At 36.8% G+C, this 15,897-nt stretch carries 14 protein-coding genes; 4 read left to right on the forward strand and 10 right to left on the reverse strand.

What is annotated here, in order from left to right:
- Nucleotides 1-577: 577 nt before the first annotated feature.
- From R2782_RS11690 to R2782_RS11730, 9 genes are all read right to left on the reverse strand, one after another.
- Nucleotides 578-889 (reverse strand): helix-turn-helix domain-containing protein, encoded by a 312-nt coding sequence (locus R2782_RS11690; protein ID WP_371268438.1) that lies wholly within the window; start codon nucleotides 887-889, stop codon nucleotides 578-580.
- A gap of 434 nt (nucleotides 890-1,323) precedes the next feature.
- On the reverse strand, nucleotides 1,324-2,718 hold the full coding sequence (locus R2782_RS11695; RefSeq protein WP_371268439.1) for a hypothetical protein: 1,395 nt from the start codon (nucleotides 2,716-2,718) through the stop codon (nucleotides 1,324-1,326).
- 15 nt (nucleotides 2,719-2,733) lie between these two features.
- Nucleotides 2,734-3,852 (reverse strand): hypothetical protein, encoded by a 1,119-nt coding sequence (locus tag R2782_RS11700; protein WP_371268440.1) that lies wholly within the window; start codon nucleotides 3,850-3,852, stop codon nucleotides 2,734-2,736.
- Nucleotides 3,853-3,854: 2 nt separating this feature from the next.
- Nucleotides 3,855-5,132: an OmpA family protein gene (locus R2782_RS11705; protein ID WP_371268442.1), complete on the reverse strand. Its 1,278-nt coding sequence runs from the start codon at nucleotides 5,130-5,132 to the stop codon at nucleotides 3,855-3,857.
- A gap of 11 nt (nucleotides 5,133-5,143) precedes the next feature.
- Complete coding sequence (locus R2782_RS11710; RefSeq protein WP_371268443.1) at nucleotides 5,144-6,307, reverse strand: C39 family peptidase; 1,164 nt, start codon at nucleotides 6,305-6,307, stop codon at nucleotides 5,144-5,146.
- Between the two features lie 2 nt (nucleotides 6,308-6,309).
- Nucleotides 6,310-6,468, reverse strand: coding sequence for a hypothetical protein (locus R2782_RS11715; RefSeq protein ID WP_164975425.1), 159 nt, complete (start codon nucleotides 6,466-6,468; stop codon nucleotides 6,310-6,312).
- Between the two features lie 141 nt (nucleotides 6,469-6,609).
- Complete coding sequence (locus R2782_RS11720; RefSeq protein ID WP_371268444.1) at nucleotides 6,610-9,360, reverse strand: response regulator; 2,751 nt, start codon at nucleotides 9,358-9,360, stop codon at nucleotides 6,610-6,612.
- Between the two features lie 410 nt (nucleotides 9,361-9,770).
- Nucleotides 9,771-11,153 (reverse strand): serine hydrolase domain-containing protein, encoded by a 1,383-nt coding sequence (locus tag R2782_RS11725; protein WP_371268445.1) that lies wholly within the window; start codon nucleotides 11,151-11,153, stop codon nucleotides 9,771-9,773.
- A 31-nt stretch (nucleotides 11,154-11,184) separates the two neighbouring features.
- Nucleotides 11,185-11,775, reverse strand: coding sequence for a hypothetical protein (locus tag R2782_RS11730; protein WP_371268446.1), 591 nt, complete (start codon nucleotides 11,773-11,775; stop codon nucleotides 11,185-11,187).
- A gap of 401 nt (nucleotides 11,776-12,176) precedes the next feature.
- On the opposite strand from R2782_RS11730, the gene R2782_RS11735 reads away from it, so the two are divergent.
- Both R2782_RS11735 and R2782_RS11740 read left to right on the forward strand, forming a co-directional pair.
- Nucleotides 12,177-12,629, forward strand: coding sequence for a KTSC domain-containing protein (locus R2782_RS11735; protein WP_371268447.1), 453 nt, complete (start codon nucleotides 12,177-12,179; stop codon nucleotides 12,627-12,629).
- Nucleotides 12,630-12,813: 184 nt separating this feature from the next.
- Nucleotides 12,814-12,969, forward strand: a complete 156-nt coding sequence (locus R2782_RS11740; protein ID WP_371268448.1) for a hypothetical protein — start codon at nucleotides 12,814-12,816, stop codon at nucleotides 12,967-12,969.
- A gap of 74 nt (nucleotides 12,970-13,043) precedes the next feature.
- On the opposite strand, the gene R2782_RS11745 is transcribed toward R2782_RS11740, so the two are convergent.
- The gene (locus R2782_RS11745) at nucleotides 13,044-13,607 is read right to left on the reverse strand and encodes a DUF4256 domain-containing protein (protein ID WP_371268450.1); all 564 of its coding nucleotides are present in this window, start codon (nucleotides 13,605-13,607) and stop codon (nucleotides 13,044-13,046) included.
- Between the two features lie 141 nt (nucleotides 13,608-13,748).
- Here R2782_RS11745 and R2782_RS11750 point away from each other — a divergent pair, with 141 nt between their 5' ends.
- Together R2782_RS11750 and R2782_RS11755 are read left to right on the forward strand one after the other, a co-directional pair.
- Nucleotides 13,749-14,333 (forward strand): hypothetical protein, encoded by a 585-nt coding sequence (locus tag R2782_RS11750; RefSeq protein WP_371268451.1) that lies wholly within the window; start codon nucleotides 13,749-13,751, stop codon nucleotides 14,331-14,333.
- 70 nt (nucleotides 14,334-14,403) lie between these two features.
- The gene (locus R2782_RS11755; protein ID WP_371268452.1) at nucleotides 14,404-15,849 is read left to right on the forward strand and encodes a hypothetical protein; all 1,446 of its coding nucleotides are present in this window, start codon (nucleotides 14,404-14,406) and stop codon (nucleotides 15,847-15,849) included.
- Nucleotides 15,850-15,897 lie beyond the last annotated feature (48 nt).

A 15,897-nucleotide genomic window follows, 5' to 3' on the forward strand; every position in this document is an offset into this window, starting at 1 on the left:
ACAAAAAGCTGACGTAGTGACTTGATTTATAATGGTTTGACTGAAATTAATAGCTTTTGAAAACCGTTGACGGACTTTGTACCTACTTGCATTTGAATGAGGGTAAATTGACCAAATTGAAAAGAAATATATCCCTTTGACAAGGTGTGAATATTGTTGCTATCCTTTGACAATGGTTGAAGAGTTTTGATGGGATTTGACGACATTTGACTGGATTTGACGTCAAATGATGTTCAATGACGACTTTTGACAGCATTTGTCTACCGTTGAAGCGAAATGACGGATTTCTTCATTTTTACAGGGGTTTTGTTCGATATTTGTTCGGTATTTGTTCGAACCGACTTCGGAAAAGGGGGGTGTTTTCCGAACAAATGTGCCATTAATATGGAAGAAAACCCTAAAAGAAGGCGATTTTAAAGCCAATTAGGAACGAAATAAAATATACTTCGAACGCGAGGAGCATCGAAAAACAATTGCTATAGTAAAATTAGAAGATAACGAGTAGGGTCAGGAAGACATTCCTAACAAAAGAGGTTTACTCAAGTTGAAAAAGAGCAGATTCAGTAGGTGTGGGGCCCTATTTTTTTTCAATCAAATGCTTATTTTTCATTTTAGCGACCATACTTTTTTCAAAAAACTCGCGAGGATAATAATTTTTTCCACCTAATTCAACATAGGGGATTTGTCCTGATTTTCGTCGCCGAGCCAAAGTACTTGCACTAATATTTAATAATTCCATGACATCAACATTGTCTAACCACATGTCCTTATTGATTTTGCGGCTTTTGTATTTCACTTTCTTTTTCATTTTAGTCGCTTTTTTTTTCTGTCGGACATTGGAGGAAGCACTAGTCTCCGACGGTCCGGTGTTTACATCTTCTTTGATCATAATAATTCTTTTTACGTAATGGATTAGTGAGCATTTCCATAAGGGTTTAGTTTTAAATTAAATTATTTTACTTAACGTATTAATAATACAAATTTTACAAATCAAATTGGTAAATCAAAGTCAAACTTATTCACAATCGAGGCTAGTTTTTAACATCGAATAGTGTTTTTCCTACTTAAAAAAAATAGAATTAAACAACAGAAAATCAGTGTTTTAAATGTAAATTTATTGACGTCAGAATGGAAAAGTGTTATTTTTACTATACGCTTAACAAGGCGATTTTTTGTTGTTCTTGACCATCATTGAACACAAATATGCAACCCTCAAAAGGACTTAAACCTTTTGAGGGTTGAAAAAAAGTTGCTCTTTTCTAAGAGGAGGCAAAAAAGGATGCAATACCTCGAAAAAGGTTACAAACCCTTCGAGGGATTAAGTTAATTAATCCGATAAGCAATTATAGTATTTTCTTGCCACCAATTCCCGCCAAAATTCTCAAGTGTGTTGGTCGAATTAATCACCTCTACCGCACCGGCAATATAGTAATAGGTTCGGTTTCCGGCGGTGGTGTTGTTGATGACTACCGTTCCTTGCACTAACGAATACAGCGAAGAACCCGGGTAATTGCCACTCACGTAGTAACTCCCCACAATATCACCCGTGATAAGCGGGTTAGCAAAGGCAGAAGTAGAAAAAGAAGTTCTGAGCCAATACGACGAGTTATTGGGGGTAAAGACACCCGTTCCACCCGTTCTTCGCATCAACATCGTAACGTTCACCGCCCACCTGCCTGGTGGTAAGACAATGTAGGAGCCTGTTTGTAAAAAATTTGCCGTTGATGAGGGAATATTGATGCCACTGGTTGGCAATACCCCCACTACATTGTTGATGGAAATGGGTTGCCAACTGGCAATTCCCGTGGCATCTGAGGTAAGTACTCGTCCATTGGCTTGCGTACCGTCTACAATGCGTACCGTACCATTGACATGCAAGGGTTGCGTAGGGTTGGTGGTGCGTATACCCACATTACCGCCTAGCGGTTGCAAGCTCAACGGATCAGCCGAACCACTAAAGCCGGATTGAATCCAAGCCGCATAACTATCCGCCGCAAAGGCTTTACCAATGTCTAAACCTTCGGTGCCACTTACTCCTAAACGCAATATACCGTTACTCGCTGTGCCGGGAAAAGCAGGAGCATTCCGAATACCTTGAACCGTGAGCCTGGCCGGTGCAGCCGTGGTACTTAGCCCTACGTTACCGGTGTCAAAAATACGTACCCGTGATGCACCGGCGGTAGTTAAATCCAATACGTTTGCTGCCGGACGCCAAATGCCCGTGTCTTCGTCGCCCATCCAAGAAAAAGTGGGCTGTGTAACTAAACCGTTGTCGTAAGCACGGAGCCTACCGTTACTGGAAAAGTTAAACCGTTCGGCATTGTTGGTACGTACACGAAAATCAACATTACTCAACGTACCAATAAAATGGTTGGCAGGATTGGTTCCGTTGTTTCCCGTAATACTCCAATCACGACCGTCAGAACCTACCGCTACCCAACGTGTACCATTCCAATAATAATAACCGGCCACTACATCATCCGGACTAACCCCTGCCGGGGTGGTGTTATAGACCAAAGTAGAGGTAACCAAGGCTCCCCCTTGCGGGTTTACTACGGTAGTGATGTCGGTGGCAGAAAGTAACTCAACACGCGGAATCAATATACCGTTGTCGGTAGAAGTGATCTCCAGCATGGCATTGGGGTTCGTGGTGTTTACACCAACTTGCGAAAGGGTGGCAAAAGGGGATAAAAGCAGGAATAAAAGTATTTTTTTCATAATGAAGGAGGTTGATTAGTTAGTATAAACCGGAGCCATATAGCGTTTGCCCAACTCGGTTGCTTGGCTAGCGATTTCCTCTTTGAGTTGTTTAATGCGTTGGTCGATTTCTGCCCGACAGGCTCTACCGGCTTGGTATTTTGGACAGTTTTTACGTTGGGCTCGCAGTGCCAAAATTTCATTTTGTTTGTCTTGATACCACGTCATGATTTCATCCACTTTGGCTTTCCCACTCGGTAAATGATAATCAAACACAAGGGAACGGTAATTTTTGGTGTTGATTCCCCAGGTATCTATTTTTTCGAGATGCAATAATTTCATCACGCCTGCTTGGGTTTCCGTAACGGCCAAAAATTGTTGTCTTTGTTCCGGTACATTTTTAAAGATGCCTACGCCAAACCCCATGAGCGGCACACCCGTTGCAATTTGGGCTTCTTCTTTTGCCATCCAAAAAGTAATGTCTTTTTTTTGACCGTTGTCGTCCGTAAACTGACCTTTGTAGGCTTCCAATGGAGCATTGTTAATTCCTTCGGGGGCATTGGCTTTGGCGGAGTTTAATACTTCTAAGTTTTTCAAGTGATGGTCTGCCACTACACCGGAAAAACTAAATCCGGAAGGCATTTTGATGCATAATTTTCCTTCTTCGGCATGGGTCATGAAACACATCCAATCGTTTCGGGCATTTCGAATGAGAAATTCAAATTGGTATTTCCGTAAATGAGGATTCGATTGTAAGGGGCGAAAGAGTGGATTTTCGGTAATATCCGTACCGTGGATATACATGGAATTATCGTTGCTGTTCACTTTATACCGCAGGTTGCCGGATTTTCCATCGATGGAAAAATACTGTTCGATTTCATAGTCAAATTGAAAAACCCCGTCTGTTTCAATCGGATTGGGAGTAATCGTGGGTTGCAATGAAAAGTATTTCGCATCATCAAAAGGAATGCCTTGCTCAATAATAGGCAGTGTTTCTACTTTTCCATCGTGATTCCAACGTACTTTCATTTCATGAACCCGATGGATAGCTGCTGCTTCGTGTTGGTCCGGAAAAGGATTTGGAATTACCCCAAACGCCATTCCGGCTGCGGTGGCGGTGGCCAATCCGATGATGATTTTAACAGAGGTTTTCATGTTTACAAGGGTTTGAATTCGACACGTCGGTTTTGTGCTTTTCCATCTGCAGTGGCATTGGAAGCAATCGGTTCGTTTTCACCTCTTCCTTGCGATTGTAATCGTTTTTTATCGATGCCCATTTCATCAATAAAATAGTTCATCACCGCAAAGGCACGTGCTTTAGATAAAGTCATGTTTTTCACTTCATCTCCATCACTATCGGTATGACCAATAATCATGATGCGAAGCGACGCATCGTCTTGCAATACTTTTCCAATTTTCTGCAGCATTTCAAAGGATGCTGTTTTCAATTGATCGGAACCGGAATCAAATAGAATTTGGTTGGTACTGAATCCGCCTTTTACGATTTTTGAACGAATGTCTTCGCCTTCCTCAGTAATGACAATATTGGAAAGTGCCACAAGGTGGTTTTGTTTGGGGTCTGTTCCTTTGAGATAGAATTGGATGTAATTGCCAAAGGAGTTGCTCAAAAAGGAGGGTAAGTCTATCGCTTTTTCATCGTCGATAAATACACGTAATCTGTTTTTGTTGACCACGATGGTAAAATGTATTTTTCCGTTTAACTTTTCTTGAAGATTAAAAGGAATCGTATTGTCTATTTTCCCATTGTTTTTTCCCCAGTTTTGTACGTTGATTTGGTTACAAACGTTGGAGCCTTTCCATAACGAAAAACCAAATTTACCCCCATTTTTAGGCTTATTTAGCGTTGATTCTCCGGAAAAAACCAAGCCAAAGTTTGAACCCGCAAGCCCTTTATAGTCTAAGTTTTCAGTGATTAAATCAAATTCTAAGGCATAATTTTCCGGAAGTTTTCCGTGTTTGGCTACATAGTTGCCATTCGGATTCAGTTGTAAAGCTTTCGTACCGTTGATACGGATGATTTCACCACCGGAATTGGTTTCCCAATTGGCAGGAAAGTCACCGAGAGCATCGGCAGAAAAATCCTCCGTAAAAAGAGTTTGCCCATTAGGAAAGAACGCACTGGCCGTTTGAATAGGCATGCCTTCTGTTGATTCCTGAGAGGAAGAAACAGTTTCTGCTTCAGATTCTTTCTCCTTTTTATTCTTTTTCCGTTGGTTCTTCACTTTTTTTGGAGCGTCAAAAATACTGTCAACCGCTTTTTCGGTTTGTTGTTCGGTTTTTTCTTCCACTTTTCGTTCGAGCGTTCGTTCGGCAGAAGCTTTCGCTTTTTTACCCAGTTTTTCTATAAACTGTGCATGATTTGGTATAGCGTTTAGCACCAATGTCAAAACAAGTAGTATTTTAAAATTTTTCATATGCGTTTATTTTATCGTTTTATCCAAATTAAACTAGGGTCACTTTCTTTGATTTCACTGTAACTGCACACACAATGCGATAGGTTTTCCATGGAATGAGCTTCAGGGCCGGATGTTGTTGATTTATTTGCTTCTTCCCATCCCGGCATCACATAATACACCTTTTTACGGTCGTCAAATCCATTCACAATGATATAATGGTCACCAAAAACTTTGGTGGCATTCACCCATTTTCCTTTTAAACAGGGCGGCATTTTTTTGATCAATAAAATCAAAGGACTACCTTGTCTGAGTTCCGATTTGATTTTGTCTTTTCGTTCTTCCCATCTTCTGATGCTCCACAGCATATCCACTTTCAGTTTCGGTTTACCCGGAGAAGCTTCGTTTGCTTTTTTAACAAAGTGTGCTAAAGCGTCTTCCATTTTCATTTTGCGGGTGGCACTTTGTTCTTGGTCACCCCAAGCCTTAGTATCGGCTTTATCTCTAAAATCCTCAATGGTCTTCCAAGGGTGCTTAGTCCCGTTAAAGTTATCGCTTGGATGCATGATTTTATAACCCTGTTCGGTATGCCAATACCCCATGAGCATTGCCGCAGCAACGGGACCGCATCCTTCTAACACTTTCTTTTTAGGAGGAACCAATTCTTGGTCGATAGGTTTAATGAATTTAATATAGGCTTTTTCTCCGGCAGCCGCCACTCCGTCAAGGTGTTCCACCAGGATGGTAAATTCCACTCCGTTGTTTTCATCTTTAAGTAAATAACCCGATTTTTTCCCGTTTTGGAGTACGATTTGCCAACTGATGGGTATGCGTACAGAAATTACTTCGTCTTTGTTATTTCGAACGGCTCCGTCTTTATCATGGTCTAAGAGTTCCAAATAGTAGGATTCATTTTGTTCTATCCGAAACGGCATGTCTTTTCCGGAAAAGGTATACGGATTGTTTTTCTTGCAATTGTCTTTCACTTCGCTTTTTCCGATAACCTTGTTGTCTTGGTAGAACTTAAAATACAAATCAGGAAAACCGTCTTTGTCTATTTTTTTTCCGTTTTTTTCGGTGGGGAATTTAACCACAATGATTTTGGTTATCATCATCCCATCCCCTTGCAAGGCAAAAGAGGAAGTAACACAAAGTAGAATCAAGAGGCAGATGCTGTGTTGAATGAATTGTTTCATGTTTATTTTTTATTAAAGGTTGTTTTTTTAATGATTTTGTTTTTGTGTATAATATTTAATTCATAGTCGCCCTTTTCTAAGTGATTGATGTTGAGTAAAATTTTTTGTGATGGAGGATGCTCCAAATAGGTTTCATAGTGAAATTTCTTTTTTGCAGGCATAGTTGATTGTTTTGGATAAACAAAATTAGAACCAAGTAAAAAAAGGGCATAGGAGTATTGTAACCATTACTTGGAATTATGTAACATCACAAAAAAAGCCCCTAAAATAGAGGCTTTACAAGGGTTTAAAAAAACGACAGGTTACTTTTTTTGATAGTCAGAAGGCGAAACATGATACATTTCTTTGAAGCATTTAGAAAAATACCCCAGGTCATTAAACCCCACATGATAGGCAATTTCAGAGATGCTGAGTTGGTTGTTTTGCAGCAAATCGGCAGCCATTTTCAAACGTTCATTCCGAATAAATTCGGTTGCCGAAACCCCAAAGAGGGATTTTAATTTTCGGTGCAATTGCATACGGCTCATGTGCATTTGGTTTGCAAATGTTTCGGCATTAAATTCTGAATTAGAAATAGCACCATCTAAAACTTTCTCCAGTTTGGCAATAAATTTTTCATCGACCGTATTGATAATAATTTCCGTTGGTTTTAAAACTAATTCCTGACTGTAGCGTTCTTGCAATTTTTTGCGTTCCTGAATTTGTTGCCACACCGTTGCTTTTAACACGTCATGATTGAAGGGTTTGGTCAAAAAGGCATCGGCTGTGTTTTGTAAGGCGTTTAAATGAGCATCATCCGATGATTTTGCCGTGACCAAAATAACCGGAATAAAGGAGGTAAGTTCATTTGTTTTGATTTGGTTAGTAAACGTAAAACCATCCATTTCCGGCATCATCACATCCGAAATAATACAATCCGGAATTTCTTTTTGTGCCAACAGTAAAGCTTCTTTTCCGGTAGAAGCTTCCAGAATTTGAAAATGGTCTTTAAATAGATCTTGATACACTTCGCGAATCGAAGCGTTATCATCAACTACCAAAAGCAAGGGTAATTCGACAGCACTACTAATCTCAGTTAAAGTTTCCTTTTTAATCTCAGCATCCTCAGTAATAACCAAGGCATGAGTGAGTTCTTTTTGGAGTGGAAGCTCAACGGTAAAACTAATTTTCCCTTGGTTAAAATCGGTTGTAATCGTTCCTTCATACAATTCGACCAAGTCTTTCACTAACGCCAAACCAATGCCGAAACCTGAAACAGCATTGTTTTTTTGGTAAAAACGGTCAAATAGTTTTTGATAATCGGTTTCGCTGAGTTGGTTGTTATAATTACTCACCTTTAGTAGTAAATGTTGATTTTGCTGTGTAGCAATAAATTCAATTGGTTTTCCTGCCTCGTTGTATTTCAAGGCATTATCTACTAGATTAGAGGTGATTTTGGTGACAATATCCCGGTCAAAATACGTTTCAAAATCTAAGTTTTCGGTTGAAAAAGTTAAGCGTTGATGGTCTTCTTTTGCTTTAAATGAAAAAGGTTCCAATATCGCTTGAAAGAAATGGTGCAGATTGCCTTTTTTCAAAATGATTTTCAGTTGACCGCTGTCAATTTTAGATAATTCCAATAATTGGTCTACCAATTCCAACATTCGATTGGCATTATTGTCAATCAAACGGAGTTGTTTCTTTTGATTTTCGTCTGAAAGCGTATTTTGTAACTGTTGAACCGGACTTTTAATCAGGGTTAACGGTGTTCTGAATTCGTGGGAGATATTGGCAAAAAAACGCGATTTCAGTTCGTTTAATTCATTGAGTTTTTGTGCTGTTTTAATTTTGTTACGGTACCCGAAAAACAGGGATAAACCCGCTAAAAGCAAAAGACCGGCAAGGGCGATATAAATGTATTTTTGTTTTTCGGCTATTTGGTTTTGAGCCGTGAGCAGTGCAATTTCTTGTTCCTTTTTTTGGGTTTGGTATTTGGTTTCCAAGTCATTAAATGCAATTTGGTTTTGCTTAATGTCTACACTGTCTTTATAAACCAAATAGTCTATTAGGTAGTGATAGGCTTTTTTGTCTTCGTTGAGTTTGGCATGAGCTTCCGCACAATAATAATAACAGGAAGCCAAAATACCATAATCTTTGTCTTTTACTTTGTTTAGGCTTTCAATTGCTTTTTGGTAATTTTCAATGGCATCACGATAAAGTTGGCGGTCCATAAAAAAACCGGCAAAACTCCAATACGATGTGCCAATGGCGTGCTGATTACCACTCTTAAGCATATTGTTTATTTTTTTTTGATGATAAAATGCTGCTTTATCATAGGCTTTGGTTTGGGTATACAAGGAGGCATAAGCCCAATACACTTGGTTAAGATCATCTATGAGTTGGTTTTTTTCAAAATATACTTCAGCCTCTTTATAGAATGTCAGAGCTTTTGAAACGGATGGGATTGAATCGCTTAAAAACGTTGACCCTAAGTTCAAACCGGCCATGTGCTTTTCTACCATAAAGTTAGCCTTGTCGGCTTTCTCATAAGCGGCAGTAAAAAAGTCTCTTGCTCTCAGGTGTTTGGGTTTTTTCCCGTCTTCATAGCCTCTCAAAAACATTAGACCAATATTTTGCAATGCTTTGATTTGTGTTTCACTGATATGGTTGTATGTAGAACAAATAGAATCAATTTGTAAGTATTTTTTAATGGCAAACTCGTCTTCGTAATTAGAATAATGAATGTTTGCTCTGATATTCAAGGCTCGTAAATAGTTTTCCAGTGCAGCTTTGTCTTGCGGATTCGTTAGTTTGATTTGTTCAAGCGTTTGTATTGCCAAATCAAATTGTCTTAGTTTGGTGTAACAAGCTGCTTTTTTAGTGGCAAGCAAGTGGCGTTGATTTATATTGTTAGGAACTATTTTTTCCGCTTTTTCAACTTTTTCTAAAGCACATTTATAATTCATTTCCTTGAAACAAGAATCAGATTGCATTACCAGTAAATCAACTTGTTTGCTATTTTTTTGAGCAAATAGGAAAAAAGGAATAAAAAAAACAAGTAGGTGTTTTTTCATAGTAGAAAAATTTGTGCTCAATGTAGTTAATTAAACAGTAGGAAGTTACGACAAATGTAACAAAATTCAAAATCCCAATTCCGTCTAAAGTAGAATGGCAAGTGAATTAAACTATTTTGGAATGTATAGCGAAATATGCCGAAAAATAAGGATTCTATTGCAATATGCCATAGGTTTAGGTATTAAAATAGACGGCAAAAGGTTTAGGAATTTTGTATCAATTTCCAAAGTAGTCAAAAAATCCGGATGTAATTTTATCGTGCGGTTTGAAATAATCTATTTACACTATGTTTGACGCCTTATTATAGGCTATTTGAATACAACTCTTTTAAAAAATGCAACAAGTTACCGATGAAAAGGACGTCTTCAATCTTATAAAGTGAATCATAAAGAGGCGATTACAACTTTACTTACTCCTCGCGTTGAAAAACTACTTCCATTTTTCCTTGTTGTAAAAGAACGGACTTCTCTTTTTTATTGAATTTAAGTTTGATGTTGGCGGGTTCAAACGTAAATGTATCGTTTTCATGAGCCGTCATAGGAATTGCTGATTGGCCGGTGGCTTGTGTCATTAAGGTGTTTTCGTTTTTAAAGATAGACAGTTTTAAAGGAAAACCTTCACTGGCATACACACCCAAATAAGCGTCTAAGTCTTCGGATTGCAACGTTATTACTTTCAAGGTATTGTTTTCGATTTTTTCATTGTAAAGAATTTTTCGCACATCACGCACAGGTATAACTGTTAAGACGGTTTTATTATTTTGCAAAAGAATTATCGTTTTATCCTGATCCAAATGTCTTTCGATAAATGTAATATAACCCGCCCATCCTCCGGAATGATTTACAATTTTGCCATACTTTTCATGTTGGGTAACAGCCCAACCAAAACCATAATTGGTTTCTGCTTCGTTGGTAGTTTTAATGGAGTTGAAAAGAAGTTCTTTATCTGCAGCCGTAACTAATTGGTCTGTATACAAGGCTCTGTCCCATAAGAGTAAGTCACCCAAAGTAGAATTCACCATTCCATCACCCACAATTCCATCAAGGTAATACGTATAAAAGGTTTTGCCGAAACTATCCGTCAACACTTTTCTTCCCAAACTGTCTGTCACATATCCCAAGGCATAATTATCTATTTTTTGAGGAGCAAAACGACTTCTGTACACCAAGGTGTTTTTCATTTTTAAAGGAGTAAAAATGTTGTCTTTTAAATAGTTGGGAAAGGATTTTTTGGATGCTTTTTCAATAATTAGTCCCAATAGTGCATAGCCTGTATTGCTGTATTCGTATTTTTCATTGGGTTGAAAAAGTACTGCCGGTTTGTGCATTGCCATCAGATTAACAATATCTTGATTTACGGCAAATTTAGTCTTGTCCCAATTTTTTTCAAATAATTCCATGTAATCAGGTAATCCTGATGTATGGTGTAGTAATTGGCGTATGGTAATATCGCCATAAAAACTCAATTCCGGAATAAATTTTGACATTTTATCGTCGTAGTTCAATTTTCCTTGTTTGGCCAATAACACAATGCCCATGGCTGTAAATTGTTTGGAAACCGAGGCTAATTCAAAAACAGTTTGAGTATTCAGCTTTTGTTGAGTGATTTCGTTGGCCAGACCATAGCTTTTTTCGAAGAGCACATTCCCTTGTTCTGCGATTAAAACATTTCCGTTAAACGCTTTTTTTTGGTGAAGAGCGGTAAATAAACTGTCGAAACGTTCGCTTTTACTTTTTTGAGCGATAGCAAAAAGCGGAAGAGTTAAAATAAAAAGGAGCGTTATTTTTTTCATAGGAAGTTATTTTTGATGCTTTTTTATTCCTTTACAGTACACGTTTTAATTGCATGGCCATATTTTTGGCTAGTTTTTCATAGGCTTTGGCTATCCGGTCGCCTTGATCAAAATCAAAAGTACCCACCTCTAAGCCAATTGATTTATTAAATTCAACCTGTAGCAAAATTTGTGATGGATTATCCGTTTCCATGATGGTGAGGATCGCACTGATTTTTGCGGGTTCAGTGCCGGCTACTACATTGTATCCCGGATAAATCCAAGTGGTTTTTACATGCAGGGTATGTTTTGCCTGAATGTCTTTCCCAAAGGTGATTTCTCCATTCTCAAATCGCTTGTTAAGGTATTCGATAAATTGGGGTTCGTATTTAGTGGAACGATCGGCATACCAATCCAATTTGAATTTTTCTGCTTCTCCCTCTTTATGGGCTCTTTTTTCCATTTTTTCTTCGAGGTAATCTTCTTCTGAATCAAAACCGTGCACCTGTAAACCGGAGTAATCAAAAGTTACCGTATACGCAGTAATCCCTTTTAAGTTTTTAAAATTCCCTTGCCGTATTTTTTGTTGTGCGTGGCTTACACTCACTCCAAAAAGAAATAGAAAAAGAAAAAAATGTTTCATGGTTTTATACGCTTGTTTTTTAAATTTTCATACCCGAATCGATTCAATGAAAGAAAGTAAAAAATAAACTAATAATTACTTCTTTATAAAGCCAAACAGATTTATAAAAATACATTTTTATTTTGATTGTAAACGGCAATTGTTTTTATTTTTTGGTTTAGCAAAACTTTGAAAAACAAAACGAGTAGTACTTTTTTAACCGCCGGTAAACTAATCAATTGGCTCAATAGTAAAATTAAAAAGCCGACTAATAAAGGGATTTTAAACCTATAAGTTATTAATTCATAAAGCGATAGGATAAGTTAATTTTTTATTAAAACAAGACGGAAGTTGTATTGATAAAAAAATAGACTACTTTTGCCGAAAATTAGAACGTGTGCACACGTTTATAAAAAGCACTTATGAACTCAAAAAAAATTGCGGAATACCGAAAACTATTGAATGTGACCAAAATGGCAACGCTAAAAGAATTAAAAACGGTTTACCGCAACAGCATGAAAGAAGATCACCCTGATACGATTGCCGATGCGGCGGAACGTTTAGTTGCAGAAGAGCGAAGCAAAGCCATTATTGAAGCCTATCATTTTTTGGTAAGCATTGCACCGGAAACGCAAGAAAAAGTAAAAGAAGAGTATTTAAAAACGACCACTACTTCCGGAATTTTAGAATTTTATTATGAAGATGGGGTGTTAAATATTCATTTTTTAGACGGAAATAAATTTGAATATTTTGGCGTGCCGAAGGTTACTTACATTAAAATGGTAAATGCCGAATCTCCTGCTCGTTTTGCCCGTAGACATGTTTATCATGAGTTTTTATACCGCAGTGCCAGCAAATTAGTTGCTGCAGAATAATACTTTGAAGGATATAAAAATGTAGAGTGCCGAATTTTCGGCACTTTTTTTGTTTATCTCTTTTTGGTAGTTACAGGTAGTGGTTAAAATGTAATTTTTTTGAAAAATGATGTAACACCGAAAACAAGTAATGGTTGCACCTTTGTACTACATCAACAGACGTTTCACTTTAAATTACTGAGTTATGCGAGATAAATTTAAAAACAGGGAAAATAAAAATACTAACGTAAATGATGAAAAAAAACAAACTAAGAAAAAATCAATTACGATGAGTCATAAAGAAATACTTAAAGCGAACGATTTGGAAGAACCGGATATTTGGAACTTACCAAAAAAATAAAAGTGCAAGGCACTCCAACCTTGCCTCCATCCGGAGTTCACCATTCGGGGCCGAACTCCGGTTGGTTTTTTTACCTACACTTTCAACATTCCTCTGAAACCTCTTACGGCATAATACGATTGAGCTCCGTTGTGGTACACAAAAACATGATTGTACCTAAAATCGGCAAATAAAGCACCACCCAATTTTCTAATTTCATTTGGTGTTTTAATCCAACTCGATGTTTTGGTGTCAAATTTTCCATATTGCTGTAGTTCGCGGTAGTGTTCTTCCGACAGAAGTTCAATTCCCATTCCGGTAGCCATGTCAATAGCATTGTTCTCGGGTTTATGTTCTTTTCTCGAATCAAGTCCTTCGCGATCATAACAAACACTTCTTCTGCCATTCGGACTTTCCACTGAACAATCCACAAAAATAAATTCACCGGTTTTATTATCTACACCTACAACATCGGGTTCCCCACCGGTATTTTCCATTGCATTAAGAGACCATAATTTTTCAGGATTTGCTTCTAGTTTTGTTAGAACAGCATTCCAATTTATGTTGTGATGGCGACTCGTGTTTTTTTCAAAACGCAGCTGCAGAGTATGTAGTAACTCCTTTTTCTGCTCTGCAGATAATAATTTTTCCATTTTCATAAACACAAAATTAAAAAATTAATAGAGCGATCGTTTGTTTATTATTTTGGCATTTTGCCAAAATACGACACTTGCCTTATTTTTTGTAGCCAATTTTAAAGAAATATTTGTATTCAAGTTCTAAAAAATAAAAATTAATACATGAAGCTCCACCTATTTAAGCATTTTAATAACCTGGATATTACTGCAACTTCGCTACTCACATTGTTAGCGATTTATAATAATCAAGTCACTATCTTTTATATTTTATATCTTTTTTGGTGGAATGAAGTCATCTACACAGCAGTGACGTTTTACTATAAAAAACGAAGTGGTTTTGTCATAGGTTTGGGTTCAAAACTATTTCTGCTGGGTATATATTGGTTTTTTATCGTATTGTTTTTTGGTTTTATTGCTCCTCATCAAAACTACAATTTAGTAGCTCTAAACTTTGAAGTTATCTTTTTTAAGAATCTGTTTTTCAATCTTAATTTACTTTTTTTTGGCGGAGAACTGATTTGGCTTTACTACAACAATCCGGATTTAATTGAAAAATCCACCATCCATCCTTTTAGTGCAAGAGCTGTTATTTTACACATTTCCATCATTTTGGGAGCCATTATGATGATGATGGTTGTGCCAAGTTTTTCGAACTTTTTTACACCGGATAACAATTGGAGTTCCATAGTAATTATTTTGCCATTCATTCTTCTTCGCTATTTTTTTCAACGAAGCAGTCTGTTGTAAAATACGGCACTTGCCTTATTTTTTAAAGTGATTAAAATTTCTTGTTTTGGAAAATCAAAAAAATTAAACCATGCGAATCATTTCACTTCTCCTTTTGCTTTTTTCAAGTGCTGTTTTTGCACAAAATGGCTATTTTACTAATTCCAGTTACCCAAGAAATTATAAAATTTATTTAAATAAATCAGAAACACATGGTTTAGTCTGGTATTATCAGTCAAGTTATTATGGATTAGTATATGATTTGCAAACCGGTGAACAAGTCAAGGAAATTATTTTAGCCGGTTATACAACAAATAGTAGTTTTGAACCCCATGTTTTTGATTATAAAGAGGACAATGTGATTTTAGTTGGTTGGGACAACGAAGACCTTAAACCGGAGCATTATTTTATTTGGGACGAAGCATCCAATAAATTTTATACAGGGAAAGAGTTGCCTTCCCAACACGGAAAAATTCAAGATATCATAGGCGATGAGCTTGTTTATGCGTTTACCATTTATCAAAAAGACGGCAAAGGACGTTTGAACTTAAAAAAACCATCACACAGTTTTGTTCAATTTTATAATTGGAAAACTAAAAAATGGCGAGAATTTAAACAGCCTTATGAGTTTAAAGAAAACTTAACTTCCCGAAGTTTATTATTGTTTGAAGACGGCAATAAAATGAAATATTTTGATTTAAAAACCACTCAATTTTTAGCACAAACAACCACTACTTTTGATGTAGTTGTTTCTAATTATGCAGATGGAATTACTTATGCCGCTAAATATGATAAAGGAATTGATAAGGTGGCATTGTTTGATATCAACAAATTAACTTTAGGTTCGTTTAAAAAAGCACCAACACACAATAACCTAGATTATTACTGGGGTGAAATGGTGAATTATCACGTGAAGTTTGAACAAAACAATACCGATATTGATTTAGTAATTACCGATAAACTTTCCAAAGCAACTAAAAAAGTAACCATTACAACAACAGATAAAGAAAAAGCAGATTTAATTAAAGCAAGAATCGCTACTTTAAAAGAAATAAGACAAAATAAAATCAAAGGAGATTTAGACAAAAAGTATGCTTCTCAAAAACCAGATTTTGTTGAATTTGAAGCCAATTTTGAACCCTTACCCAAAACCTTTACCTATGATTATAAAAACGCAAGAGGGCGAGATATAACCAACTTAAAATTGTCGAGAAAATTATTTCTGACACCCAACACCACTGTTTTTTCGGTTGGAAAAGTTTTTGAATGCCAAGAATCAAAAGTATTTCTGGTCATGCTTCGCGGTCCGCAAGCAGAAGGGACAGAATCGGTGTATGCGATTTTAAAAACAGATCATTATGGTAATCGTCTCCAATACCAAATCATCGCACGAGCTATTCGTAATCATGTGGGTTACCTTCAAATGGATGAATTTTCAATTTCAACTAATTCAAACAACAATTCCGTCATTAAAGTAAAAGAAAACTACATGGGCGAAGAAAAAAGTAAAGAGTATAAAATTTATTGTTTGAACTAAATGAATTGTTGAAACATAAAAATACGACACTTGCCTTATTTTTTTGAA

It is taken from the genome of Flavobacterium sp. (assembly GCF_041392085.1).
Taxonomy (GTDB): domain Bacteria; phylum Bacteroidota; class Bacteroidia; order Flavobacteriales; family Flavobacteriaceae; genus Flavobacterium.

Coding starts and splice junctions, on each gene's coding strand:
- R2782_RS11700 (WP_371268440.1), bottom strand. CDS start 3,852: ATGAAAACCTCTGTTAAAATCATCATCGGATTGGCCACCGCCACCGCA.
- R2782_RS11730 (WP_371268446.1), bottom strand. CDS start 11,775: ATGAAACATTTTTTTCTTTTTCTATTTCTTTTTGGAGTGAGTGTAAGC.
- R2782_RS11695 (WP_371268439.1), bottom strand. CDS start 2,718: ATGAAAAAAATACTTTTATTCCTGCTTTTATCCCCTTTTGCCACCCTT.
- R2782_RS11690 (WP_371268438.1), bottom strand. CDS start 889: ATGATCAAAGAAGATGTAAACACCGGACCGTCGGAGACTAGTGCTTCC.
- R2782_RS11740 (WP_371268448.1), top strand. CDS start 12,814: ATGCGAGATAAATTTAAAAACAGGGAAAATAAAAATACTAACGTAAAT.
- R2782_RS11720 (WP_371268444.1), bottom strand. CDS start 9,360: ATGAAAAAACACCTACTTGTTTTTTTTATTCCTTTTTTCCTATTTGCT.
- R2782_RS11755 (WP_371268452.1), top strand. CDS start 14,404: ATGCGAATCATTTCACTTCTCCTTTTGCTTTTTTCAAGTGCTGTTTTT.
- R2782_RS11705 (WP_371268442.1), bottom strand. CDS start 5,132: ATGAAAAATTTTAAAATACTACTTGTTTTGACATTGGTGCTAAACGCT.
- R2782_RS11725 (WP_371268445.1), bottom strand. CDS start 11,153: ATGAAAAAAATAACGCTCCTTTTTATTTTAACTCTTCCGCTTTTTGCT.
- R2782_RS11745 (WP_371268450.1), bottom strand. CDS start 13,607: ATGAAAATGGAAAAATTATTATCTGCAGAGCAGAAAAAGGAGTTACTA.
- R2782_RS11710 (WP_371268443.1), bottom strand. CDS start 6,307: ATGAAACAATTCATTCAACACAGCATCTGCCTCTTGATTCTACTTTGT.
- R2782_RS11715 (WP_164975425.1), bottom strand. CDS start 6,468: ATGCCTGCAAAAAAGAAATTTCACTATGAAACCTATTTGGAGCATCCT.
- R2782_RS11750 (WP_371268451.1), top strand. CDS start 13,749: ATGAAGCTCCACCTATTTAAGCATTTTAATAACCTGGATATTACTGCA.
- R2782_RS11735 (WP_371268447.1), top strand. CDS start 12,177: ATGAACTCAAAAAAAATTGCGGAATACCGAAAACTATTGAATGTGACC.